At 72.9% G+C, this 23,786-nt stretch carries 14 protein-coding genes; 2 read left to right on the top strand and 12 right to left on the bottom strand.

Annotated features, from left to right (window positions below; all coding sequences use genetic code 11):
* Positions 1-5 precede the first annotated feature (5 nt).
* The 12 genes from KV394_RS07750 to recQ form a co-directional block, all read right to left on the bottom strand.
* A complete protein-coding gene (locus KV394_RS07750) occupies positions 6-1,718 on the bottom strand; it encodes a serine/threonine-protein kinase (protein WP_247982731.1) in 1,713 nt (570 codons plus the stop codon).
* Positions 1,715-3,124 carry an FHA domain-containing protein gene (locus tag KV394_RS07745; RefSeq protein WP_247982730.1) on the bottom strand — a complete coding sequence of 470 codons (1,410 nt, stop codon included), beginning with the start codon at positions 3,122-3,124 and terminating at the stop codon, positions 1,715-1,717. The genes KV394_RS07750 and KV394_RS07745 overlap by 4 nt, the downstream gene beginning before the upstream one ends.
* Positions 3,124-3,942: a PP2C family protein-serine/threonine phosphatase gene (locus KV394_RS07740; RefSeq protein WP_136031075.1), complete on the bottom strand. Its 819-nt coding sequence runs from the start codon at positions 3,940-3,942 to the stop codon at positions 3,124-3,126. Before KV394_RS07740 ends, KV394_RS07745 begins: the two co-directional genes overlap by 1 nt.
* A complete protein-coding gene (locus tag KV394_RS17375) occupies positions 3,939-5,288 on the bottom strand; it encodes an RDD family protein (RefSeq protein ID WP_282187151.1) in 1,350 nt (449 codons plus the stop codon). The genes KV394_RS07740 and KV394_RS17375 overlap by 4 nt, the downstream gene beginning before the upstream one ends.
* A complete protein-coding gene (locus KV394_RS07730) occupies positions 5,285-7,696 on the bottom strand; it encodes a transglutaminase family protein (RefSeq protein ID WP_136030102.1) in 2,412 nt (803 codons plus the stop codon). The genes KV394_RS17375 and KV394_RS07730 overlap by 4 nt, the downstream gene beginning before the upstream one ends.
* A complete protein-coding gene (locus KV394_RS07725) occupies positions 7,693-8,955 on the bottom strand; it encodes a DUF58 domain-containing protein (protein WP_247982729.1) in 1,263 nt (420 codons plus the stop codon). The genes KV394_RS07730 and KV394_RS07725 overlap by 4 nt, the downstream gene beginning before the upstream one ends.
* On the bottom strand, positions 8,955-9,926 hold the full coding sequence (locus KV394_RS07720) for an AAA family ATPase (protein ID WP_136030098.1): 972 nt from the start codon (positions 9,924-9,926) through the stop codon (positions 8,955-8,957). Before KV394_RS07720 ends, KV394_RS07725 begins: the two co-directional genes overlap by 1 nt.
* 37 nt (positions 9,927-9,963) lie before the next feature.
* Complete coding sequence (locus KV394_RS07715) at positions 9,964-16,014, bottom strand: Ig-like domain-containing protein (protein WP_247982728.1); 6,051 nt, start codon at positions 16,012-16,014, stop codon at positions 9,964-9,966.
* Between the two features lie 145 nt (positions 16,015-16,159).
* Entirely contained in the window at positions 16,160-16,729 is a 570-nt protein-coding gene (locus KV394_RS07710) for a DNA-3-methyladenine glycosylase I (protein WP_136030094.1), read from the bottom strand.
* Positions 16,730-16,858: 129 nt separating this feature from the next.
* Complete coding sequence (locus KV394_RS07705; RefSeq protein ID WP_247982727.1) at positions 16,859-17,905, bottom strand: NAD(P)-dependent alcohol dehydrogenase; 1,047 nt, start codon at positions 17,903-17,905, stop codon at positions 16,859-16,861.
* 134 nt (positions 17,906-18,039) lie between these two features.
* Positions 18,040-20,106 (bottom strand): acyl-CoA dehydrogenase family protein, encoded by a 2,067-nt coding sequence (locus tag KV394_RS07700; RefSeq protein WP_247982726.1) that lies wholly within the window; start codon positions 20,104-20,106, stop codon positions 18,040-18,042.
* A gap of 137 nt (positions 20,107-20,243) precedes the next feature.
* Positions 20,244-22,271 (bottom strand): DNA helicase RecQ, encoded by a 2,028-nt coding sequence (recQ, locus tag KV394_RS07695; RefSeq protein ID WP_247982725.1) that lies wholly within the window; start codon positions 22,269-22,271, stop codon positions 20,244-20,246.
* A 95-nt stretch (positions 22,272-22,366) separates the two neighbouring features.
* On the opposite strand from recQ, the gene KV394_RS07690 reads away from it, so the two are divergent.
* Together KV394_RS07690 and KV394_RS07685 are read left to right on the top strand one after the other, a co-directional pair.
* Positions 22,367-22,798, top strand: a complete 432-nt coding sequence (locus KV394_RS07690; protein ID WP_247982724.1) for a GNAT family N-acetyltransferase — start codon at positions 22,367-22,369, stop codon at positions 22,796-22,798.
* Positions 22,795-23,712 carry a pirin family protein gene (locus tag KV394_RS07685; RefSeq protein WP_247982723.1) on the top strand — a complete coding sequence of 306 codons (918 nt, stop codon included), beginning with the start codon at positions 22,795-22,797 and terminating at the stop codon, positions 23,710-23,712. Before KV394_RS07690 ends, KV394_RS07685 begins: the two co-directional genes overlap by 4 nt.
* Positions 23,713-23,786 lie beyond the last annotated feature (74 nt).

The following is a 23,786-nucleotide window of genomic DNA, read 5'->3' as shown; positions in this document are numbered from 1 at the left end:
CGCGCTCACTCCACGCACCCCGTCACGGGCTCGGACGCCCTGCCGTCGCCGCGGCGCAGCATGACCTCGATGCACACCTCGCCGGCCGACGCCGGGGCGAACGTGACGGTCGGCTCCGCCACCTGCTTCACGGCTCCGTCGGCCGCGCTGCCGGTCTCGGTCCAGATGAAGCTGTCGTCCTCCTGCGGGTCGGGGTTCTGCCACGTGAACGTGACCTGCTCCCCGGCCCGGGTGCCCGCGAGCTCGGTGACCTTGGGCACCGCGTCGGACACCGGGTCCTGCGGGTCGACCGCGGACTCGGTGCTCTCCGGCCCCGGGTCGGGCGTGAGGCCGGACACGAGCACGTTGAGGCCCACGATGCCGCCGACGACCACGACCACCGCGGCCGCGGCGAGCCCGATCCACAGCCCGCGGCGCGACCGCGGGGCGGACGGCTCCGCGTCGGCCGGGGCCTGGACGGCCGGAGCGACCGGCTCGGGAGCGCGCACGGGCGCGGGGGCCTCGGGCTGCACGACCTGCGGCGGACGCAGGATCGTGCGGTCGTCGCGGTCGGGGCCGGGCGCGGCGGGGCTCGAGGGGGCGGAGGCCGCGGCGGCGAGGGTGCCGGCGGTGCCGGTCGCGGGTGCAGCGGCGGCGGTCGCGGCGGTGTCGCGACGCTGCGTCTGCTCCACGTCGGGCTCCGGACGCGGCGGGGAGTCGAACCGCGGGGCATCGGGCACCACGACCGACGGACCCTTGGGCTGCGTGGCCGCCGACGGCCGCGTCGAGGTGGACATGCCGGGGTCGATGCTGACGATCTCCCGCACCCGGGTCAGGCCGTCGTTGTCGTCCTCCAGGTCTTCCGCGGGCGGGTGGTCGTCGACGATGTCGATCGGCGTGACCGAGTGCGACAGCTCGATCTGCACCTTCTGCAGCGCCCGGGCGAAGGCGACCGCGCTCGGGAAGCGGTCGTCGGGGTTCTTGGCCATCGCCCGCTCGAGCAGCCGCTGCAGGCTCTCGGGCGAGTCGGGACGGCCGAGCGGGGGCAGCGCCGCCCGTTCGATGCGCTCGATCAGGTCGGCGCTGGAGTTGCGCTCCCCCGGGCGCTCGAACGGCGAACGCCCCGCGAGCAGCGTGTACAGCGTGGCACCCAGCGCCCACACGTCGGTGCGCGGACCGCTCTGCGGCGGCTCGGCGAACGACTCCGGCGGCGACCACGGGATCGACATGCCCGACGCCTCGCCCGTCGCGCCCGTGGTGGACGCGATGCCGAAGTCGGTCAGGGCCGGACGGTTGTACTCCGTGACGAGGATGTTCGCCGGCTTGATGTCGCGGTGCAGCACGCCCGCACGATGCGCGGTCTCCACGGCCCCCGCGACCTGGACGCCGACGCGCAGCGCCTCGGCCACCGAGAACGGCTCCTTGCGCGAGCGCAGCTGCAGGTTCGGCCGCGGGCAGTACTCCATCACCAGGTACGGGCGCCCGTCGCCCGCGACACCCGCCTGATAGATCGTGACGATCGCGGGGTGCGTGGACAGCATCGCCATCACGTTCGCCTCGTCGGCGAACTCCTGTGCCGCTCCGCTGGAGATGCGGTCGGCGAGCAGCACCTTCACCGCGACCCGGCGCCGCGGCATCTCCTGCTCGTACAGGAAGACGTCGGCGAAGCCGCCCGTGCCCAGCGGCTCCACATAGGTGAAGCCGGGCAGGGCGGGCGGCGGGGAGGGGCGACGACTCACGGCAGGTCCTCGAACGCGACGGTCACGCCGTCACCGAGGTCCACCACGTCGCCGGACAGCACGAGCGTCTGCTCGCCGGGGTGCAGCCGCACCGGGTCGGCACCGGGGCGCAGCAGCGTCGAGCCGTTCGTCGTGTGCAGGTCGATGACCACCACGGTGTCGCCCTCGGGACGCACCTCGAGGTGGCTGCGCGAGATGTCCTGCTGCGGGCTCTCGACCGCGATCAGGTGCGGCATGTTCGCCCCGCTGGCCCTGGTCGAGCGCGGGCGACGGCCGATGATGACCGTGCGGTCGAGCGTGACCACCTGTCCGGTCGAGACGCGGATGCGTCCGGTCGACACCGCGGCGGGCGCGGCGACCGGGATGACCTCGGTGGGGGCGTCGGGCGCCGCCGCGGGCTGCTGCCGCAGGTCGCGCAGCTCGGCGGCGGAGATGGTGGAGCCGTCGTGGTCGCCCGCGGCGGGCGGCGGGACCGGAGCGGACTCGGGCTCCTCGCTCGGACGCACCGCGGCGGCCTCGATCGGCGTGTGCACGGTCGCGCCCCACAGGTGGTCGAACTCGTCCACGGGCGGCGCAAGCGTGGCCTCGGTGGGCACGAGCGTCGCATCGGGCGCCGCGTCGTCGGCGGGGCCGGCGTCATTGGTGGTCGCGGCGTCGTCGGGGGTCGCGGCGTCGTCGGCGGTCGCGGGGGGCTGCTCGGCCTCCTGCGGCTCGTCGGCCGCGGTGGGGCCCTCGTCGGCGGCGGCCACCGCAGCGGCGTCGGCCGCGGCATCCTCCGACGCGAAGCCCCCGGGCACCGGAAGGCCGGACGGCGGCGGCGGGAGCGGCACCGCGGTGCCCGCGACCGGGGCGGCCGGGGCGGACGGGGTGCCGGACGGTACGGCGGTCGCGGAGGCGGCGGGGCGCGGCGCCTCGGCGAGCACGGGTGCCGGACCCGCGGAGCCCCCGAGGGCCTCGGCGTCGGCCGGCTCCAGCTCGGCGCTGACCGCGGCGGCCAGGACGATCCCGGTGTGCACGGGCAGGGCGGTGCCGGCGGCGTCGTCGTCCACCGTGATCTCGACCGCCGACGCACCGGGGACGAATCGCTCGCTCCACGTGGTCACGTCGGCGCCGGAGAACGACGCGGTCTCGCTGTCCGCGCCGGTCACGCGCACCGTGAGGGCACCGCGCACGGCCACGCGGGCGTCGGACCCCTCCAGCACGGCCGCGACGAACGGCGGCATGGCGGAGAACGAACCGCCGGCCTGCGTCGTGAGCACGTCGATGACCGTGGCGAGGCTGCGCTCCGCGGGCAGGCGCTCCCAGAGCGTCGTCACGGTCGCGCCGGGCACGTCGGGCGGCAGCGCCACCAGGGCGCCGGGGATCACGATCAGGTACCACGGTCCCGGTCGGTAGATCGTCTGCATCAGCGAACCCCTCCTGCTGCGGCCTCGCGCGGGCGCGTGTCGGCGTCGATGTCGGTGTCGTCGGACAGCAGCAGCGTGCCCGGTCGCGACGCGACCGACACCGCGTCGACGACGACCACGGTGATGTTGTCCCGGCCACCGGCCTGCACGGCCTCGTCGACCAGGAGGTCGGCGGCGCGCTGCGGATCAGGCTCCGCGCCGAGGATCTGGGTGATGCGGGCGTCGGGCACCTCGGTCGTGAGCCCGTCGGAGCAGATGAGCATGCGGTCGCCGAGCTCGGCCGGGAACAGCCAGTAGTCCGCGTCGCCCGTGCTGCTCGCGCCGATCGCGCGCGTGATGATGTTGCGGCGGCGGTCGTGCGCGGCCTCCTCGATCGTCAGCTCGCCCGACTCGATGAGCTCCTGCACCACCGAGTGGTCGACGCTGATCTGCTCCAGCTCGCCGTCCGCGAAGCGGTAGGTGCGCGAGTCGCCGATGTTGACCGTGAGCCAGTAGCCCATGCCCTCGACCGAGGCGACGACCACGCCGCTGAGAGTGGTGCCCGCGCGGCCGTTGCCGGTCGTGGACAGCTCCTCGACCGCCGTTCGCGCCCGCGCCAGCGCCTCGAGCAGGTCGTCGAGCTCCAGGTCGGTGCGACCGATGAAGCGCGCGAACTCGTCGATCACCGCGGCGCTCGCGCGCTCCCCCGCCTCGTGGCCGCCCATGCCGTCGGCGACCAGGAACAGGGGGGAGCTGGCCATGTAGGCGTCTTCGTTGAGCGGGCGGCGCAGACCCGAGTGGGTCGCAGCCCCCGTGGACACCACGAGCGGGGCGGTCATGCGTAACCTCCGACCATCACCACGCGGTCGCCGATCTCGATCACGTCGCCGAGCCGGATCGGCACGCGCTGGCCGGCCGGGCACGCGATGCGCTGACCGTCGCGCACGATCGTGAGGCCGTTCGTGGAGTGCCGGTCGAGCACCCAGCCACCCGAGGCCTCGGACGCGGCCTCGAAGTGCGTCTTCGACAGCGACAGCGTCTCGTCGCGCACGGGCACGATCACCGCGCCCTCCTCGACCGCGGGGTTGCGGCCGAACACCGTGCGCCGCGAGACCGGGACGCGGGTGCCGTCGTCCCACGTGAAGACCAGCCGGTGCCCGGGGATGCTGATGCGCGTCTCCTCCAGGTCGTCGGTCGCGGGCGCGACGACGGCGGGGGCAGGCGCGGAGGCGGCGGGCGCGGATGCGGCGGGTGCGGATGCGGGGGCGGCGGGCGCGGATGCGGGGGCGGGTGGGGTCGGGGTGCCGGTTGCCGGCGTGACCGGAGCGGGTGGGGCAGCCGGGGCGGGAGCCGCCGCGGGAGCCGGAGTCGCCGCCGCGGGCGCAGCCGAGTCCGCGGGAGCCGGAGGCGCCACCGGAGCCGCAGCCGCAGCCGCAGGAGCCGCCGGAGCCGGAGCCGCAGGTGCCGCAGGCCGCGCGGGGCGGGAGTCCTGCGTGATGCCGGGGACGTACGCGATCATCCCGGAGTCCTGCGCGGGAAGAGCGGGCGCGGGTGCCGCGGGCGTCACCGGTTCCACGGCCGAAACGGCCGACACCGCGGGCTCGGGCGCTGCGGGCGCACCGGCGGGCGCGAACCCGGGCATGGGTGCCGGGGGCAGCCGCTCGAACGACGGGGCGGGCAGCAGCGGCGGGGCCTCGACCACGGGCTCCGGCTCCGGCTCCGGCTCGGGTGCCGCGACCCGCGCGTCGAGCATCAGCGACCCGACGGCCTTGTCATGCCAGCCCTGGAAGCGTCCGGAGCCGTCGAACAGCGGGCTGAAGTAGCCCACCACGATCGCACCGGCCAGACCGAAGACGATGTTGCGCAGCAGGGCACGCCCGAAGCCCAGCGGGGCACCGTCCGCCGCGGTGGCCAGGCGCAGACCCTGCGCGCGCATGCCGATCGAGCCCTTTCCGGCCTGCATCACGGTGTAGACGACGAACCACGCCAGCAGCACGAGGCTCACGATCGGCCCGCCGATCAGCAGCGTCAGGAGCGAGGCCTCCAGGCCGCCCGACAGCGAGGTGGCCACCAGCAGACCGCCGCCGAGCAGGATGCCGAGGCCCGCCGCGATCGCGGCGTCGATGACGTAGGCGATCACCCGGCGGGAGATCGGCGCGATCTGCGTGAGCGCGGGCGGCGTCATGGGGTCTCACTCTCGGTCGACGGCGGGGGCGTCTCGTCGTTGCTCTTGATGGTGCCAGGTTCGCGGCGCACGCGCGCGGCCGCCGCCTCCTTCAGGCTCTGGAAGCCCTGCGACACCGCGGTGCCGCCGAGCAGCGAGCGCAGGCTCAGCCGTGCCTTGACGCGCTTCCAGAACCCGGCCTGCTCGCCGAGGCCGCCGACGATCTCGTCGACCTCGCTCCAGAAGGCGTCCACGTCCTGCGCCGTCGGCTCCGTCGGCCCGAACACCTCGGCGTCGGCGCGCTCGGCGAGGGTCGTGACCTGCGGCACCGTCAGCGTCGACGCGACCACGGCCGCCTCCTCGCCGCGGGTGCCGCCCGGGGCGAGCCGCGCGCCGTAGTCGACCGCGCGGTCGGTGAGCTCATCCCACCCGCCGCTGATGCGGTCGGCGGTGCGCGCGGCCGATCGCCGCGCCCGCCGCCTCGCGGCCTTCCACGCCCCGATCACGATGAATGGCGACATGAGCAGCGCGATCACGGCCAGCGAGATCCCGCCGATCAGCAGGATCGCGCCGATGATGCCCGCGAGGTTGAGGCTCTCGTCCTCCGACTCGCGGTCGTCCGGCAGGGTCGGCGGCAGGTCGACCGGCTCCTGCGGCGGAGGCGGCGGCTGCAGCACCTGCGGCTTCGGGTCGACGCGCGGCTTGGTGTTCTGGTCGTTCGGCACCTGGTCCTCGGGCGGCGTGGGGTTGAACGTCACCCACCCGATCCCGTCGAAGTTCACCTCGACCCAGGCGTGCACGGTGTCGCCCGTCGCCTCGAACACGGCCTCGCCCGCCTGCTCCTCGTCGGGGTAGTACCCCATCACGACGCGCGCCGGGATGTCGAGCTGTCCGGCCAGCAGCGCCATCGCCACCGCGTACTGCTCGTCGTCGCCGATCATCTGCTCGCCGCCGATGAGCGTCGAGATGCGCTCGGCCGTGTGACCAGCGCGCGACAGCACCTCGCCCTCCAGGCCGTGGCTGAAGAACCCGCCCTCGGAGAGGAAGTTCTCCAGCGCCCGCACCTGCTCGATCGGGCTCTCCGCCCCCGACACGGTCTCGGCCGCGAGCGCGGTGAGCTCCTCGGGCACGTTGCTGGGCTTCGGCATGGTCACGCGACCGAACGGCACCTCGGCGAGCTGCTCGTCGTCGGGCTGCGTCGGGATCACGGCGTCGACGGCGTACTCGTCGCCCTTCTCCAGCGTCGGGGTGGCGACCGCGGTCCCGGTCGAGGTGTTGACGTAGGTGCCGCGGCGCAGGTCCTCCGCGCGGTCGCCGTCGAACCGGATCTCGTCGAGCTGCCCGGCCGTGGGCATCCACACCCCGCGGTAGCCGTCGATCGCGATCTTGAGCGTCACCGGGACGCCCTCCGCCTCGGGCGCCATGGCCGAGCGCAGCGGGGCGAAGGCGCTCGACGACGTGGGCCCGCCGTCGGTGACGTTGTAGACCATGCCGTCGAACTGGTCCATCACGGCCGTGCGGATGCGGGCGCCCTTGGGCAGCCCCTGCACCGTGAACAGCGTCTCGTCGGCCTCGTCGCGCACGTTCTTGCGGAACGCCTGCAGCGGGCTGGGGTAGTCGCGGATGTCGAACGGCGGGATGATCACGTCGCGGAACACGTGCCGCGGCTGCGCGGGCGCGGCGAGGGCGCTCGTGGCCACGCCCGCCCCGCCGGCCACCGCGAGCACGGCGACACCGGCCAGCAGCCGCCGCATCCGCATGTGCGCGGCACGGGCGGGGTCGACCTCGCTCACCGACACGGCCATGTTCTGCGGCGCCCACAGCTGCCGCAGCGCCAGCCAGGCCATGCTGACCAGCGCGAACACCAGGCCCTGCACGAGCGGGAACGCCGGTTCGGGCGTGCCGAGCGCGATCACCAGCATCAGCAGCACGCCGGCCGGGATCAGCGCCCACGCGACCGACCGCAGCCGCAGCGCGAGCGAGGCCGTGAGGGTCGTGGTCACCAGCGCCAGCAGGAACGGTGCCACGAGGTGGCCGTCGGCGGCCGCGACCGGGGCGACCGTCGTGAGCAGCTGCTTCCACGATGTGACGGTGCCGAGCGCGAGCTTCTGCAGCGTCTCCAGCGACGGCACCACCCCGAGCAGTGCCGTGTGCGGAAGCGCGAGGGCCCCGCCGAACACGAAGTACGCCGCGACCGTGAGGCCCGCGACGATCAGGATGCCCCAGCGGCGCCACGCCGACACGGCCGCGATCGCGAGGCCCAGCACGACCCCGCCGACCACGGCGGGCAGGAACGAGGGCCCGGCGAACGTGGGCCAGAAGCCGACGAGCGCCGTGAGCACCAGCAGCGCGGTCGCCCCGAGGTCGAGGATCCAGCGGCGCAGCGGGAGCGCGACGGGGGCGGGGGCGGCGGTGGCGGGCGCGGTCATGCGAGCACCTTCTGCAGGGCGAGGGGGATCTGTGCCAGCGCGCCGACCGTCACCACGTCGGCGTCGCCGATGCGGCGCAGCGCCGGGGTGTCCACCGAGGTGTCGGCGACGACGGCGAGCACGCGGGCGCCGAACGGCAGGCGCGAGCAGGCGAGCCGCAGGTCGTCCGCGCGCACGCGCGACCCGCACACGAGCACCACCACGCTCGCGAGCGGCATGGTCGCGGCGACCACCCCCGCGAGCTCGGCGATGCCGCCCTCCTTGGGCTTGCTGCCCTCGACGGCCGAGAGCGAGTCGAGCAGCTGCTTGCCGGTGCCGGAGGGGAGCTCGCGCCCCTGCACGCGCATGTCGACGCGCTGCGAGTCGCGCAGCGCCCGCAGGCCGATCGATCCCGCCGCCGAGATCGCCAGCTCGAAGTCGTCGTCGGTCGCGTACTCCGCCGTCGAGCGCGACAGCCCGATCACGAAGTGCGAGCGGCGCGTCTCCTCGTACTGGCGCACCATCATGGTGCCGGTGCGGGCCGTGGAGCGCCAGTGCACGTGGCGCAGGTCGTCGCCCGGCTGATACTCCAGCAGCGCGTGGAACGACACGTCGTCGCGCGACAGGTCGGCGGCGGGCAGGCCCTCCAGGTCGCGCAGGTAGCCGAGCGACTGCCCGTCGAACAGCACCGTGCGGGGGTGCACGAACAGGTCGACCGGCTCGTCGCGGCGGTGCGCACGCTCGAACAGGCCGAGCGGGTCGCCGCGCACCACGCTCACCGGGCCGACCTTGACCACGCCGCGCTTGTGCGTGGGGATCGCGAACAGCTCCTCCGCCTCCTCGCCCGGTGCGAGGCGCTGGATGCCGAACTCGCCGCGGCCGGAGCCGACGGGCAGCACCACGCGCGACGGGAGGATGGCGCGCGAGCCCCGGTTCGCGAGCGTGAGGGCGCCCACGGCCCGCTCCCCCACCACGACGCGGGTGCGGGCGAGGTCGAGCGAGACGTCGTAGGCCGTGCGACCGATCAGGAACAGCGCGCACACGGCGACGGCCATCGCGATCACGATCGCGGCGATCGTGAACTCCGCCCACCCGGCGACCTGCCCGAGGATCCAGAACCCGACGGCGAGGCCCATCAGCACCCACGCCAGAGGGCGCACGGCCGCGGCCATGAGGCGGAGGCGCGACAGGGCGCGCGCGCCGAGGACCGCCGCGATGTCCCGCCAGCCGGCGTCGCGGTCGGTCGGCGCGGGCGGCGCCTGCAGAGCCTCCGCCGTCATCAGGCCGCCGCTCGGGCCTGGGGGGCTGCGACGCCGTCGAGCACGCGGGCGATCACGGTGTCGCTGCTGGTGCCGGCGAACTCGGCCTCGGCGTCGAGCAGCAGACGGTGCTGCCACACGGGGCGGGCGAGCGCCTTGATGTCGTCGGGCAGCACGTAGTGGCGGCCCTGCGCCGCCGCCCACACCTTGGCGATGCGGACCATCGCGATCGCGCCGCGCACCGAGACGCCGAGCCGGATCGCGCCGTCGGCACGGGTGGCCTCGGCGAGCTCGGCCACGTAGCGCAGCACCGCAGGCTCGACGTGCACGGTCGCGGCCAGGTCGGCCATGTCGGCCACGGCGCTCGTGGTGATGATGGCCGACAGCCCGGCCGACGGGTTGCGGTCCGACGCCCCGGCGAGGATGCTCTCGGTCACCGCGAGGTCGGGGTAGCCGATCGAGGTCTTGATCAGGAAGCGGTCGAGCTGCGCCTCCGGCAGCTTGTACGTTCCCGCCTGCTCGACCGGGTTCTGCGTGGCGATCACGAGGAACGGGCGGCCCGTCTCGTGGGTCACGCCGTCGACCGTGACCCGCGACTCCTCCATGACCTCCAGCAGCGCGGACTGCGTCTTCGGCGAGGCGCGGTTGATCTCGTCGGCGAGCACGATCGACGCGAAGATCGGGCCCTTGTGGAACTCGAAGCGGTGCGACTGCTGGTCGTAGATCGTCACACCGGTCACGTCGGAGGGCAGCAGGTCGGGCGTGAACTGGATGCGCGCACTGGTGCCCTGCACGGTCGCGGCGAGCGCCTTCGCGAGGCTCGTCTTGCCGGTGCCGGGGGCATCCTCCAGCAGCACGTGGCCCTCGGCCAGCATCGAGGCGAGCACGAGCCCGACGATCTCGCGCTTGCCCTGCACCGCCTTGTCGACGTTCTCCACCAGGCGCGTGAAGGTGCCGTGGAACCAGGCGGCCTGCTCGGGGGTCATTGTCATGGGTTGTCCTGTGCTCTCTCGGGGGAAGGGGTGCCCGCTACCAGGGGCGTCGTTCGTAGTCGGTGCCGCCGATGGTCACCCAGACCTCGTAGCCGCGGCCGCCCATGCCGTGGAAGCAGCCGAGCTCGACCGCGCCGTTGGCGGGGATGTACCAGCTGCTGCCGCCCGCGAACCGGGGTCCCGCGGTCGGCGCGGTGCTGTTGCACCACACCTGGTACGTGCCGGCGGGGAAGTTCTGGGTGTTGACGACGAACTTGGCGCAGGTGCCGTCGGTGCACTGCCCCGGCCAGTTGCCCGCGGTGCCTCGGCTGACCCAGGCGCGCGGCGCGGGCGGCGGGCCGGAGCTCGCCGATGCCGAGTTCTCGGGCGTCCACTGCCCCGCGGCGTCCTGCGCGCGCACGCGGATGCTGTGGCCCTGGTTGTAGCCGTTGCCGACCGTGCGCGAACCGGAGATGCCGACGTTCTCCCAGCCGCCGCCGTCGATGCTGATCTGCACGACCTTGATGTCGCGGCCGTTCGGGGAGCCGCTGGCGTTCCACCGCAGCTCCACCTGGGTCGCGCCACCGATGGCGTCCACGGCGGGTTGGCGCGGTGCACCGTACGGGTTCCCTGTCGCGGAGTTCGACACGGCCCCGGCGTACGTGACGCCGTCGACGGTCGCGACCGCCCGCACCTCGATGCGGTAGTTCTGGCCGTTCGTGAGACCGCCGATGCGGGTGCCGGAGAGGGTGTTCCAGTTGCCGCCGTTGAGCCGGTACTGGTACGTGACCTCGCTCTCCTTGGCGCCGTTGCGCGAGCCCTGGCGGTAGGAGATGTCGAGCGCCCTGTCGAGCTCGGCCGTGACCGTCAGGCTGGTCGGCGCTCCGGGCGCGATCACACCGCGGCGCGGGGCCGACGGCGCACTCCACTCGCCCCAGCCGGCCTTGTTGTAGGCGCGGATGCGGTACGTGTACGCGGACTCCGACGTCGGCACGGTCACGGCCTGGCTGTTCGCCTGCGCGCCCGGCGTGAGGGTGCGGACCGTCTGGCCTCCGGAGATCACCTGGAGCTCGTACCCGCGGATCGCGTCGCCGTTCTTGTCCGGCGGGTTCCAGCTCACGAGCATCTGCGCCTGGCCCGACACCGGCTCGAGCTCCTTCGTGGAGGGAGCGCCGGCCGCGAGCGGGGGTCCCGCGGGGATCTCGGAGGCCGACCAGCCGCTCCAGCTCGACGGGTCGGGGGCGCGGTTGTGCGCCTGCACGCGCACCTGGTAGTTCGAGCCGTTCTCCAGCCCCTCCCACGTGAGCGAGTTGCCCGTGGCCTCCTTCTGCGTGATGCCGGAGGGCGGCGCGGGGGAGATCTCGAGCGTGTACCGCTCGACGGGAGAGCCGGGGGTCGTCGGCGTCGTCCACGCGACCTTGAGCGACTTGTCGCCGAAGTCGAGGGTCGGCGGGTTCGGGGTGTCCGGCCGGGCGTCGGGACGCGCGACCTCGGAGACGCCCGACGGCTCGGACTCGCCGACGCGGTTCGTCGCGGTCACCTGGAACGTGTACTCGACGTTGTTGGTCAGGCCGTCCAGCGTGCAGGTGGTGGAGGCGCACTCCTTCGAGTACGCGCCGCCGCCGACCGACTTCACGGTGTACTTCGTGATCTCGGCGCCGTTGTTCGACGGGGCCGAGTACGACACCACCACGGTGCGGTCCTGCACGCTCGTCACGACCGGGGTGCCCGGGGCCGCCGGCACGTCCTGCACCGTGACCACGATCTGTCCGTTCACCTCGCGGTCCACGTCTTCCGTCGCGTCCTGCACGCGGTAGCGCACCACCAGCGTGCCGACGAAGCCCTCGGCCGGGGTCACGCGCACCTCGTCCTCGGTGAACGAGGCCTCGCCGCGACCGGACTCGGTCACCGCGCCGACGATCTTCAGCGGGGTCTCCGGGAACGGGTTGAAGTCGTTCGCGAGCGCCGGCACCGTGATGGTCTTCCCGGCGTCGGCCTCGGAGATCGTGTCGGTGTTGGCGGCGGGCATCGCCCGTGTGGAGGCCGTGACGGTCGCGGTCACGGTGCCTTCGATCGGCTCGGTCTCGCCGTCGGACACGCGGATCGTGAGCGAGGCGCTGGTGCCCTTCTTGGCGTTCGACGACGCCTCGACCAGCAGCCGGTCGCCGTCGATGCGCGCCGAGATGCCCTTGCCGTCTCCGCCGACGAGGGAGTACTCGTGCTTGCCCTCGTCCTCCGGGTCGGGGTCGTCGGTGAGGGCGGCGAGGTCGAGCGGGGTCGCATCCTCACCCGGGGCGACGTTGACCTGACCGCCGATGAACGTGGGCTGCTGGTTCTCCGGCGGCAGCACGTTGATCGGGATGCTCAGCGTGGCCTTGCGCCCTTCGGGGTCGTCCGGTCCGTCGCCGTCGGTCACCTCGAACGTGAGCGCGTCGGGGCCGAAGTAGCCGGGCGCCGAGGTGTAGACCAGGGTGCTCGCGTCCTTGAGCAGGTCCGAGCCGTCCGCGTTGTTGGCGCTGATCTTCGCCTTCTCGGTGATGCGCACGTCGCCGCCGCCCGCGACCGTGACGTACTCCGACAGGGGCAGGTCCTTGGTCTCGCCGCTGACGACCTCGACCGGCTTGGTGGAGGTGAGAGTCGGGCGCAGGCCGTCGCGCGACGGCACGAAGATGAACGCGGACGCCTGGAGGCCGTCCGGGTCGGTGAGGGTGTAGCGGATCAGCTGCAGCTCGTCGGTGACGGTGACGCGCACCTTGCCGTTCTCCAGCAGCGTGCCGCCCGCGCCCACCTCCACGTCGAGCCGGTCCTTGGTGCCGTCCGGGTCTTCGTCGTTCTTGAGGATCTCGAGGTCGGCCGAGAGCCCGCCGTCCTTCAGGTCGGACGGCTGGAGCCGGTCGTCGCGGGCGACGGGCGCCTGCAGCGGCACGTCCTCGTCGACCGTGATCTGCAGGGTCGCGGTGGCCGTGGCACCCCGGGCGTCGCTCACCGTGTACTGCAGCGACGTCTCCATCTCGCGGTCGGGCACCTTCACGATCACGCGGTCGCCCGAGACGCGGCCCTCCAGGCCCTCCGGCACCTCGAGCCCGTCCTTCACGAGCGAGACCTTGTCGCCCTCGGGGTCGGAGTCGTTGGCGAGCACCGGGACGGCGATCTCGCGGCCGGGCCGCACGACCACGGCGTCCTTCACGGCGTACGGGGGCTGGTTGATCTGCTCGGCCGGAGCGACGCCCACGCGGATCGTCGCGACGCCCTCCTTGCCCAGGCGGTCGCGCACCCGGTAGGTGAACGTGTCCACCCCCGACGACTCGGAGCCGGCCTCGTAGGTGAAGTAGTTGGGTCCGACGGTCGTGATGCGGCCCTTGCGCGGGCTCGAATCGATGCCCAGCAGCTCGACCGAGTCGCCGTCGGCGTCGATGCCGTCGAGCGGCACCGCGATGTTCACCTCGCTGCCGGCGAGCGCACGGGCCGTGAGGTCCTGCGGACGCGGGGCGGCGTTCTTCTCCACGTCCACCGGGAGGATCTGGATCGTGACGTAGCCGGCGGCCTTCTGCTGACGCGAGTCGGCCACCTCGTACGTGAGGTAGACGGTCTTCGGCTCGGTGCCCGCCTTGAAGCGCACCTCGTCCTGCGACACGAAGGCCTCGCCGTCCTCCGGGTCGACCGTCTCGACCAGCTCCGGCTCGACGTGCATCACGTCGTCGCTCGGGTGGGAGTCGTTGTCGAGCACGGGGATCGTCACGACGTCGCCCGCGCGCACGGTCGCCGTGTCGGGGTTGGCGATCGGGGGCAGGATCTCGTCGGGTGCGGGGATCGGGATGACCACGACCTCGCCGTCGGCCGACTTCGAGCCGTTCGAGATGCGGTAGCCGATGCGCACCGGCTCGTCGAGCGCGCCCTGGTCGGTGATGCGCAGGGTCTCGTGGTTCAGCACCGACACCGAGATGCCCGTGCTGGGGTCCATCGACACGGACTGCACCACGAGGATGCCGCCGGCGGGGTCGGTGTCGTTGTTGAGCACGCCCAGCAGCACGTCGCCGCCGGTGGGCAGCAGTGCCACGTCGCGCACGGCGACCGGCGGCAGGTCGGTCTCGGACTCGGGCATCACGTCGACGCGCACGAGCCCCTCGCCGTTCTTCGGCCCCGTCGTCACCTGGTACTGCACGTAGTAAACGCCCGGGTTCTGGGCCAGGAACGTGAAGGTCTTGTTGGGGAAGTCGGGCTGGATCGTGGCGCCCGCGGTGTCGAGCACGCGGCTCAGGCGCAGCTGCTCCCGGCTCGTGCTGGTGTCGTTCGTGAGCGGGGCGACCGTGATCTGCTCCCCCGCGCGGGTCACCACGTGGTCGGCGTTGGTCTTCGGGTTGGTCGAGCCCTGCGGGCGCACGTCGAGCGCGATCGTGGCGGACGTGGACTCGCCGGTCGCATCGGCGACCGTCACCATCACGTCCTTGCGGCCCTGCAGGCTCGCGGTCGCCTTGTACGTCATCTGCCCGTCGCGGCTGAAGTCGACCTCGTCGCCCGGCGCGGGGATGACCTCCTTGAGGTAGATGTCGTCGCCGTCGGGGTCGATCCAGTCGGGGAGGATGTTGTACGAGATCGTGCCGCCGGTCTCCACCGCCAGCGAGGTCTTCCGCTTGGGCTCCGGCGCGGCGTTCTCGCTCCAGTCGCGCACGGTCAGGGTGACGACCGCGGTGTCCTTGCCCTTGCGGCCGTCGTCGACCTCGTACGTGAAGCTGGCCGTGCCCGACGCCTTCTCGTCGACCGCGATCTGCAGCGCCCCGCCGTTGTTGATGGGCTGCACCGTGCCGATGCCCGGCTGCGCCTCGGCCAGCGCGGCGACCAGCACGTCGCCGTCGGGGTCGTTGTCGTTGTCGAGCACCGGCAGCAGCGTGGTCGCGCCCGGTCGCACGCCGTAGGAGTCGTCCTCCGCGATGGGCGGGGTGTTCTCCTCGCTGCGCTCGGGCAGCGTGGTCTCGACCGTCTCCTCCGTGGAGTCGTCCTGGTTCTCGGTCTCGCCCTCGGGCGGGGTCAGGTCGTTCCAGTTGTCGACGCGCTGCAGGCTCTCGTTCGCGAGCCAGGCGGCGCCGCCGACCGCGTCGTTGAGGATGATCACGTCGCGGTTGACGCGGAACGTGAGGCTCGACGAGTCCTCCGCGCCGTCGATGGGGGCGTTGACGTCGTTGCCATCGCCCGGGCACTCGCGGATGAACGTGGCCGAGCCCGCCCACGCGCCATACGTGCAGCCGCGGAGCCACACGGGCGCCGCGGCCGTGCCGTCGGCTCCCGCCGAGGTCTCCTCGGGCTCTCCGCCGTCGAACGGCACGCGCACCAGCGCGGAGGGCGTGGCGAGGGCGACCGCGTCGGTCTCGGCGGAGGCGTGCTGCAGCACGGCGTCGGCCGCGCCCGGCACCTCGGTGCGGAAGCCGCCCGGGCTCGTCACGACGCCGGCGGCTGCATCGAGCACGACCGGGGTGCGGCCGACCGCGGTGATCGACGGACGCTCGGACAGGTCGAGCTCGCCCACCGACGCGGCGGACGGGTCGAGCGGCGCGCCCTCGGGGTCGACCGGGACCGTGACGACCTCGCCGCGCTCGCCCGACAGCCCGAACACGGTGCCGTCCTGGGCGACCGTCACGTCGGAGTCGTCGCCGAGCTCGACCACGGGCTCCGCGGCCTCGATCTCGAACGCGTTGATGCCCCGGACCGGCACGACCCACAGGTCGCCCGAGTCCTGGTCGAGGATCGCCGCGGTGTTCGCGCCGAGCGCGACCTTCGCGGTGGAGGGGATGAGGGCGGAGTCGCCGAGCGAGACGCGCGCCGGGTCGACCGCGGTCACGGTGGACGCGCTCTCGTCGACGACCAGCACGTTCGCCGCGTCCTGCAGGATGTCGTAGTCCTCGCTGGTGGTGCGCAGCCCGCCGTCGAGGATCGTCGACTCGTGGTTGAAGTGCCCGACGAGCAGGCTCGAGGTCTTGGTGATCCAGACGCCGCCGTCGTTCAGGTCGACCTTGGTGGTGGGGAAGCCCTCATACGTGAAGGCCATCGTGGTGAGGGCGATCACACCCACCGTGACCCCGGCGGCGGACGCCAGCGTCTTGGGTCGCGCGCGCATCCACGACAACGCCTTCATACCCGGTTCCCCCCCAGGGTCGTCTCACACTGACTCCACCGCGGCACGACGGCCCACGGAACACTGCTACATCCTAACCACGTCGCAGAATATCGCTCGATGGGGAGATCTCCCCACTCGGCCGGAGCTACGCCCGCCAGCACCCCGCGATGTGGTCGTCGACCATCCCGGCGGACTGCATCAGGGCGTACATCGTGGTCGGTCCGACGAACCGGAAGCCCCGGCGCCGCAGCTCCTTGCTCAGCGCGGTCGACTCCGGCGTCACCGCCGGGACCTCGGCGAACGAGCTCGGCCGGGCGCCGGTCGCCGGCGGGGCGAACGACCACATGAGCGCATCGAGCTCCCCCTCCGCCATCGCACGGACGAGGCGCGCATTGCCGATCGTGGCCTCGATCTTGGCGCGGTTGCGGATGATGCCGGCGTCGCCCATCAGCCGCTCGACATCGGACTCGTCGAACGCGGCGACCGCCTCCGGCTCGAACCCCGCGAACACCTCGCGGAACCGCGGACGCTTGCGCAGGATCGTGATCCAGGAGAGCCCGGCCTGGAACCCCTCCAGCGCCATCTTCTCGAACAGCGCCCGGTCGCCGTGCAGTGCGGTGCCCCACTCCTCGTCGTGATAGCGGCGGTACTCGGGGTCGTCGCCCACCCACGCGCAGCGCGCGCGGAGGTCGGGGCCGATCAGGAGGGAGGTCATGACTCGACGCTACCGGCGACCGCCGACACGCACCCGCGCCGGATGCGGGATCGGAAGGCGGGCCTCCCCGACCGCTCCGCGGCGCGGTTCCGATCCCGCACGCAGCTGTCGCGCGGGATCGGGAGGCGGTCAGGCGGCGAAGGTGGCGGCGTCGATCACGAAGCGGTAGCGGACGTCGGAGGCGAGCACGCGCTCGTACGCCTCGTTGATCGCCGACGCGGGGATGACCTCGATCTGCGCGGTGATGCCGTGCTCGGTGCAGAAGTCGAGCATCTCCTGCGTCTCCCTGATGCCGCCGATGTTCGACCCGGCGATCGAGCGACGCCCCGCGATGAGCGAGCCCGCGTTCACCGACAGGGCCTCCGGCGGCGCGCCCACGCACACCAGCGTGCCGTCCACGTCGAGCAGCCCCAGGTAGGAGCGCAGGTCGATCGCGGCGCTCACGGTGTTGAGGATCACGTCGAACGACCCGCGCAGCTCGCGGAACGTCTCGCGGTCGCTCGTGGCGAAGTAGCGGTCGGCGCCGAGCCGCAAGCCGTCGTCCTGCTTCGACAGGGTCTGCGACAGCACGGTCACCTCGGCACCCAGCGCGTGCGCGATCTGCACTCCCATGTGCCCGAGTCCGCCCATGCCCACCACTGCCACGCGCGTGCCGGGGCCGACCTTCCAGCGCCGCAGCGGCGAATACGTGGTGATGCCCGCGCACAGCAGCGGGGCCGCGGCGTCGAGCGGCAGCGCGTCGGGGATGCGCAGCACGAATCCCTCGGTCACCACGACCTGCTGCGCGTAGCCGCCCTGGGTGATCGTGCCGTCGCGGTCCACCGCGCCGTAGGTGCCGATGGCGCCGTTCTCGCAGTACTGCTCCTCGCCGCGGCGGCACTGCCGGCACTCGCCGCAGGAGTTCACCAGGCACCCCACGCCCACGCGGTCGCCCACGGCGTGACGCGTGACCTCGGAGCCCACCGCCGCGACCGTGCCGGTGATCTCGTGACCCGGTGCCAGCGGGTACTGCTGCGGGCCCCAGTCGCCGCGCACGGTGTGGATGTCGGAGTGGCAGATGCCCGCGAACGCGATGTCGATGAGGATGTCGTGCGGCCCCAGCTCCCGCCGCTCGATCACGGTCTTCTCGAGCGGGGCGGCCTCGGCGGGGGCGGCGTAGGCGATGACGGACGACATGGTGCTCCTCTGGTCGGTACCTGCCGAGACTACGCCCGTTCCCACCTCCTCAGAACACGGCGCCGGACGCGACGATCCCGCCCGGATCGCGGCGGATCCGGGCGGGATCGAGGGGTGGTGAACGGCGAACCGCGTCAGCGCTTCTGCTTCTTCAGCACCTTCTCCTGGATCGGCGCCCGACCAGACGCCGCGAGATCGGCGTAGTAGGCGCGGGCCTCGTCCTGACGCTGCTTCTCGGCCCCGCTCGCGATCGGCGCGCGCACGTGCTCGGGCTCGTACCCGAACGCGTCGACGAGGTCGAGCGCGTGCGGACGCAGCCGGGCGCACAGCCGGTCGATGTAGCTGGACACGGCGGCGGCGCGCTGCGTCGACAGGCGTCCGTGGATCAGGTGCCACGCCAGGTGCTTCTCGATCAGCTGCAGACCGAAGAGGTCGCGCAGCCACGTGAGCACCTTCCGCGTCTCCGGGTCGTCGATCGCGTGGACAGCGTCGGTGAACGCCTCCCACTGCAGCAGCTCGCCGTGCGCCCTGGCGGCCTCGATCAGCTCGGTCTGGTTCTGGTTGAACAGCTCGGCGCCGAGCGTCTTGTCCTTCCCGGCGGCGCGCAGCCGCCCGGCGATGTCCGCGACCATCTGCTGTACGCGGCCGGCGAGCAGGTCGTGCTGCTGCTCCTCGCGCAGCCCGCGCTCCACCGAACGGGCGACCTGGCCGAAGTCGCTGACGGCCTGGCCGAGCTGGCGCAGGCCCGCACCGTGGAACACCTTCCCCGCGGTCATGCCCACGGCGTACCGGGCGAGGTACGCCGCGTCCTTGCCCTGGAACTGCTTGGCGTAGTCGGTCAGCAGCCGCTTGCCGACGAGCTGCAGGAGCACGTTGTTGTCACCCTCGAAGGTGACGTAGATGTCGAGGTCCTGCCGCAGGCCGACGAGCCGGTTCTCGAACATGAAGCCCGCCCCGCCGCACGCCTCGCGCGCCTCCTGGAGCGTGTCGAGCGCGTGCCAGGTCGACAGCGGCTTGAGGGCCGCGGCGAGCGTCTCCAGGTCTTCCCGGTCGCTCGGGGTGTCGGTGCGTCCGGAGAACACACCGTCGAACTTCTGGAGGAACTCGTCGTGCGCGAAGATCTGCGCATACGTGGTCGCGAGCCGCGGGAGCAGGCGGCGCTGGTGCTTGCCGTAGTCGAGCAGCACGACCTCCTGGCCGTCCGCCCCGTCGAACTGGCGGCGCTGGGTGGCGTAGGTGACCGCGATGTACAGGCCGAGCGCCGACGCCCAGGACGCGGCGCCGTCGAGCGAGACACGCCCCTGCACCAGGGTGCCGAGCATCGTGAAGAAGCGGCGGCCGGGGCTGTCGATGGCGCTGGTGTAGGTGCCGTCCGCGGCCACGTCGCCGTACCGGTTCAGCAGGTTCGTGCGCGGGATGCGCACCCGGTCGAACGAGAGCCGTCCGTTGTCGATGCCGTTCAGCCCGCCCTTGAGACCGTCGTCCTCGCGGCCGATGCCCGGCAGGTCGTTTCCGTCGTCCCCGCGCAGCGGCACGTAGAAGCAGTGCACGCCGTGGTTGACGCCGTTCGTGATGAGCTGCGCGAACACGGTCGCCGCGATGCCGTGCAGGGCCGCGTTGCCGAGGTACTCCTTGGTCGCGCCGCGGAACGGCGTGTGGATGACGAACTCCTCCGTCTCCGGGTCGTAGGTCGCGGTGGTGCCGACCGCCGCGACGTCGGAGCCGTGGCCGATCTCGGTCATCGCGAACGCGCCGGGGATCGACAGGTCCATCACGCCGGGCAGCCACTTCTCGTGGTGCTCCGCCGTACCGAGCTGCAGGATCGCCGAGCCGAACAGACCCCACTGCACGCCCGACTTGATCTGCAGGCTGGGGTCGGCGGCCACGAGCTCCTCGAACCCGGCGATGTTGCCGCCGTTGTTCTCTTCGCCGCCGAAGCGCTTCGGGAACGCGCGGTGCACGGCCTTGTTCTCCACCAGCAGGTGCAGCTGGCTGAGCACGCGCTCGCGGTGCTCGTCCTTGCCCAGCTCGTCCTGACGCCAGAACGCCGGATCCTTGATCATCTCGCGGGCCTCACGGCGCACGTCGGCCCAGGTGCCCATCAGGGCGTCGGTGACGGCGGCGACATCGATGCGCGGAGCTTCCGTCTCGCGACGGGGCTCGTCGGGGGTGGTGGAAGGACGGACGGCAGCGTCGACCATGGGGGTTCCTCCTCGGAGAAGTGACGGTGCCTCCATGGTAGGTGTGCCACAAACCGGGGAGAACTCCGCTGTCCCCTTCCTCCAAGAGCCTCGGGGGTCGCGCCCCGTCCGGCTTGTCGGCTCGCGACAGCCGGGCCTCAATTCGCGGCGATGACCGCGAGCACCCCGTCGCCGTAGGCCTCGCGCTTCTTCGCGCCGATGCCGGTGATGCCCTCCAGGTCAGCGGCGGACGCCGGGCGGTGCTCGGCCAGGGCGCGCAGCGTGGCGTCGCCGAACACGATGTACGCCGGCACCCCCTGCTCGCGTGCGGTCTCGGCCCGCCACGCCCGCAGCGCCTCGAACAGCTCCCGGTCGCCCGCATCGAGGGCGTCCGCGGCGCTGGCCTTGCGGGCACGCGGGGTCGAGGTCGCGCGGCCGATCGTGTCCTTGCGCAGCGGCACCGGGGTCTCGCCGCGCAGCACCCCGGCCGCGGCCTCTCCCGGCGCGAGCGTGCCGTAGTCGCCCTGCGCCACGAGGATGCCGCGGGCGAGCAGCTGCCGCACGACGCTGCGCCAGTCCTGGTCGGACAGATCGCCGCCGATGCCGTACGTGGCGAGGCGGTCGTGCCCCTGCTGGCGGATGCGCTCGGTCGAGGCGCCGCGCAGGATGTCGATCAGGTGCCCGGCGCCGAAGGCCTGATTGCGCTCGCGCTGGAGGCGCACGATCGTCGACAGCAGCTTCTGCGCGGGGATCAGCCCGTCGAACGTCTCGGTGTCGTCGAGGCACGTGTCGCAGTTGCCGCACGGCTGCGACTCCTGGCCGAAGTACCCGAGCAGGTTCTGCCGTCGGCACTCGACCGTCTCGCACAGCGCGAGCATCGCGTCGAGGTGCTGCCCCATGCGCATCTTGAACGTGCGGTCGCCGGGGCTCTGGTCGATCAGCCGGCGCTGCTGCACGACGTCGCCGAGGCCGTACGCCATCCACGCCACCGACGGCTCGCCGTCGCGACCCGCGCGACCCGTCTCCTGGTAGTAGCCCTCCACCGACTTGGGCAGGTCGATGTGCGCCACGAAGCGCACGTCGGGCTTGTCGATGCCCATGCCGAACGCGATGGTCGCCACCATCACCACGCCGTCCTCCCGCAGGAAGCGCGACTGGTTCGCGGCCCGCACCTCGGCCGGCAGCCCCGCGTGGTACGGCAGCGCGTCGATGCCCTTCGCCGCCAGCGCGGTCGCGGTCTGCTCGACCGACTTGCGGCTCAGCGCGTACACGATGCCCGCCGCGCCCTCGGGCTGCGAGCGGATGAACTGCACGAGCTGCGTGCGGGAGTCGACCTTCGGGACGATGCGGTACTGGATGTTCGGGCGGTCGAAGCTCGCGACGAAGTGCTGCGCGCGGTCGAGGTGCAGCCGCTCGGTCAGCTCCTTGTGCGTGGCGCGGGTCGCGGTGGCCGTGAGCGCCATGCGCGGCACGCCGGGGAATCGGTCGCCCAGGTCGCCCAGCGCGAGGTAGTCGGGGCGGAAGTCGTGGCCCCACTGCGACACGCAGTGCGCCTCGTCGATCGCGATCACGCTGAGGGTGCCGCGCTGCAGCAGGGCCGTGGTGTTCGCGTTCGACAGCCGCTCGGGGGCGACGTAGATCAGGTCGAGCTCGCCCGCGACGTAGGCCCGCTCGACCTCGCGGCGCTCGTCGATCGACTGCGTGGAGTTGAGGTACGCGGCCTTGACGCCGTTGGCGCGCAGCGCGTCGACCTGGTCGTGCATGAGGGCGATGAGCGGGCTGATCACGAGGCCCGTGCCCTCGCGCACGAGCGCGGGAACCTGGTAGGTGATGCTCTTGCCGCCACCGGTGGGCATGAGCACGACCGCGTCGCCGCCGCCGATGACCTGCTCGACGATCGCGGCCTGATCGCCGCGGAAGTCGTCGTAGCCGAACACCGTGTGCAGTGCCTCGCGGGCGGTCGGGAAGCGGCTCGGCGTCGCGCGGCGCACGGCCGGCGCGGCCGGCGCACGGGACGCGGTCACCGGCGTGGTGGGACCGGGACCCCAGTCGAGCGGCGGCTCGAACCCCGCGCCCTGCGGCTCCCAGTCCATCGGCTCCGGCGGCGCGGACGGCTCCCACCCGTCGCCCCAGGGCTCGTCGGCGTAGGGCAGATCCTCGTACGGGTCACGGGGAGTCTGCGGCATGCCTCCAGCGTAACGACCCCGGCCGACACGGGCAGCGGCCGTCCCCACCACCGCGACCGGGGTTAGGTTGGACCCAGACCCCGAAGGAGCACCCGATGACCGACATCTCCGTGACCCGCAACGACGAGGCCTCCCGCTACGAGATCCGCTCCGACGACGTGCTCGCCGGGTTCGCCGAGTTCCAGCTGAGGCCGGGCGCCATCCGCTTCATCCACACCGAGATCGACCCGGCGTTCCAGGGCCAGGGGCTCGCCGGGAAGCTCGCCGCCGAGGCCCTGGCCGACGCGGCGGGGCGCGGCGACGCGATCGTGCCGCTGTGCCCCTACATCGCGAAGTACCTGCAGACGCACGAGGTGCCCGGCGCCGAGATCCGCTGGCCCCAGCGTCCCGCCGAGGTCCAGGGCGCGGCGGCACCGGACGCCGCAGTGCAGGACAAGTCGGCGCAGGAGAAGTCGGCGCAGCACGAGTCGGCTCCGCGGGAGTCCGCCGGCGGCTCCGACGACGATCCCACCGGACGGGCGGAATGATCGGGCAGCGCCGCCTCGTCCTCGAGCCCCGCGACGTGCCGCTCGGGGGTGTGCGCGGCATGACGGTGCTGCGCGTGCTCCCGCACCGCAACCTGCCGACCATCGGCGCCTGGTGCTTCCTCGACCGCTTCGGACCAGCCGACACCCGCATGCGCGTCGAACCCCATCCGCACATCGGACTGCAGACGGTGACCTGGCCCCTCGTCGGCGAGATCCGTCACCGCGACTCGCTCGGCAGCGACGCCGACCTGCGCCGCGGGCAGCTGAACCTGATGACGGCCGGCAACGGCATCTCCCACTCCGAGTACTCCGTCGGCGACGACCCGATCCCGCTCGACGCGCTGCAGTTCTGGGTCGTGCTGCCCGAGTCGGCGCGGCACGGCGACGGCGGCTTCGAACGCCACACCGACCTGCCGACCGTCGAGCTGCCCGCGACCGAGGGGCCCGACGCCACGGCGACCGTCGTGCTCGGCGAGTTCGCCGCGACGCGCTCCCCCGCGACCGTGCACACCCCGATCGTGGGCGCCGAGGTCGTCCTGCCCGCCGGGTCGACCGTGCGCCTGCCGCTGCGGTCCGAGTGGGAGCACGCGCTGCTGCTGGTCGAGGGCGAGGCCGCGCTGTCCGAGCACGCCATGCAGCGCAACGCCCTGGTGTACCTCGGCGATTCGCGCACGGACGTCGAGGTCACCAGCACCGAGGGCGCCCTGCTGTTCCTGCTCGGCGGCGAGCCGTTCGAGTCGGACATCGTGATGTGGTGGAACTTCGCCGGCCGCACGCACGACGAGATCGCGGCCGCCCGCGAGGACTGGGAGGCCGCGGCCCCGCGGTTCGGGACGGTCGAGGGGCACGACGTGCGCATCCCCGCGCCGCCGCTCCCGCCCGTCCGGCTCCTGCCGCGCACCCGCACCGTCTGACCCGCACCCTCTGACCCGCACGGACTGACCCGCACGGGCACGCTCGGATTCAGGCGCTCGCGCGGACCCCCGGC

The organism is Microbacterium sufflavum (genome assembly GCF_023101165.1).
Taxonomy (GTDB): domain Bacteria; phylum Actinomycetota; class Actinomycetes; order Actinomycetales; family Microbacteriaceae; genus Microbacterium; species Microbacterium sufflavum.
The sequence above is the reverse complement of the archived record's forward strand: the minus strand, read 5'-3'. Positions and strand labels throughout refer to the sequence as shown.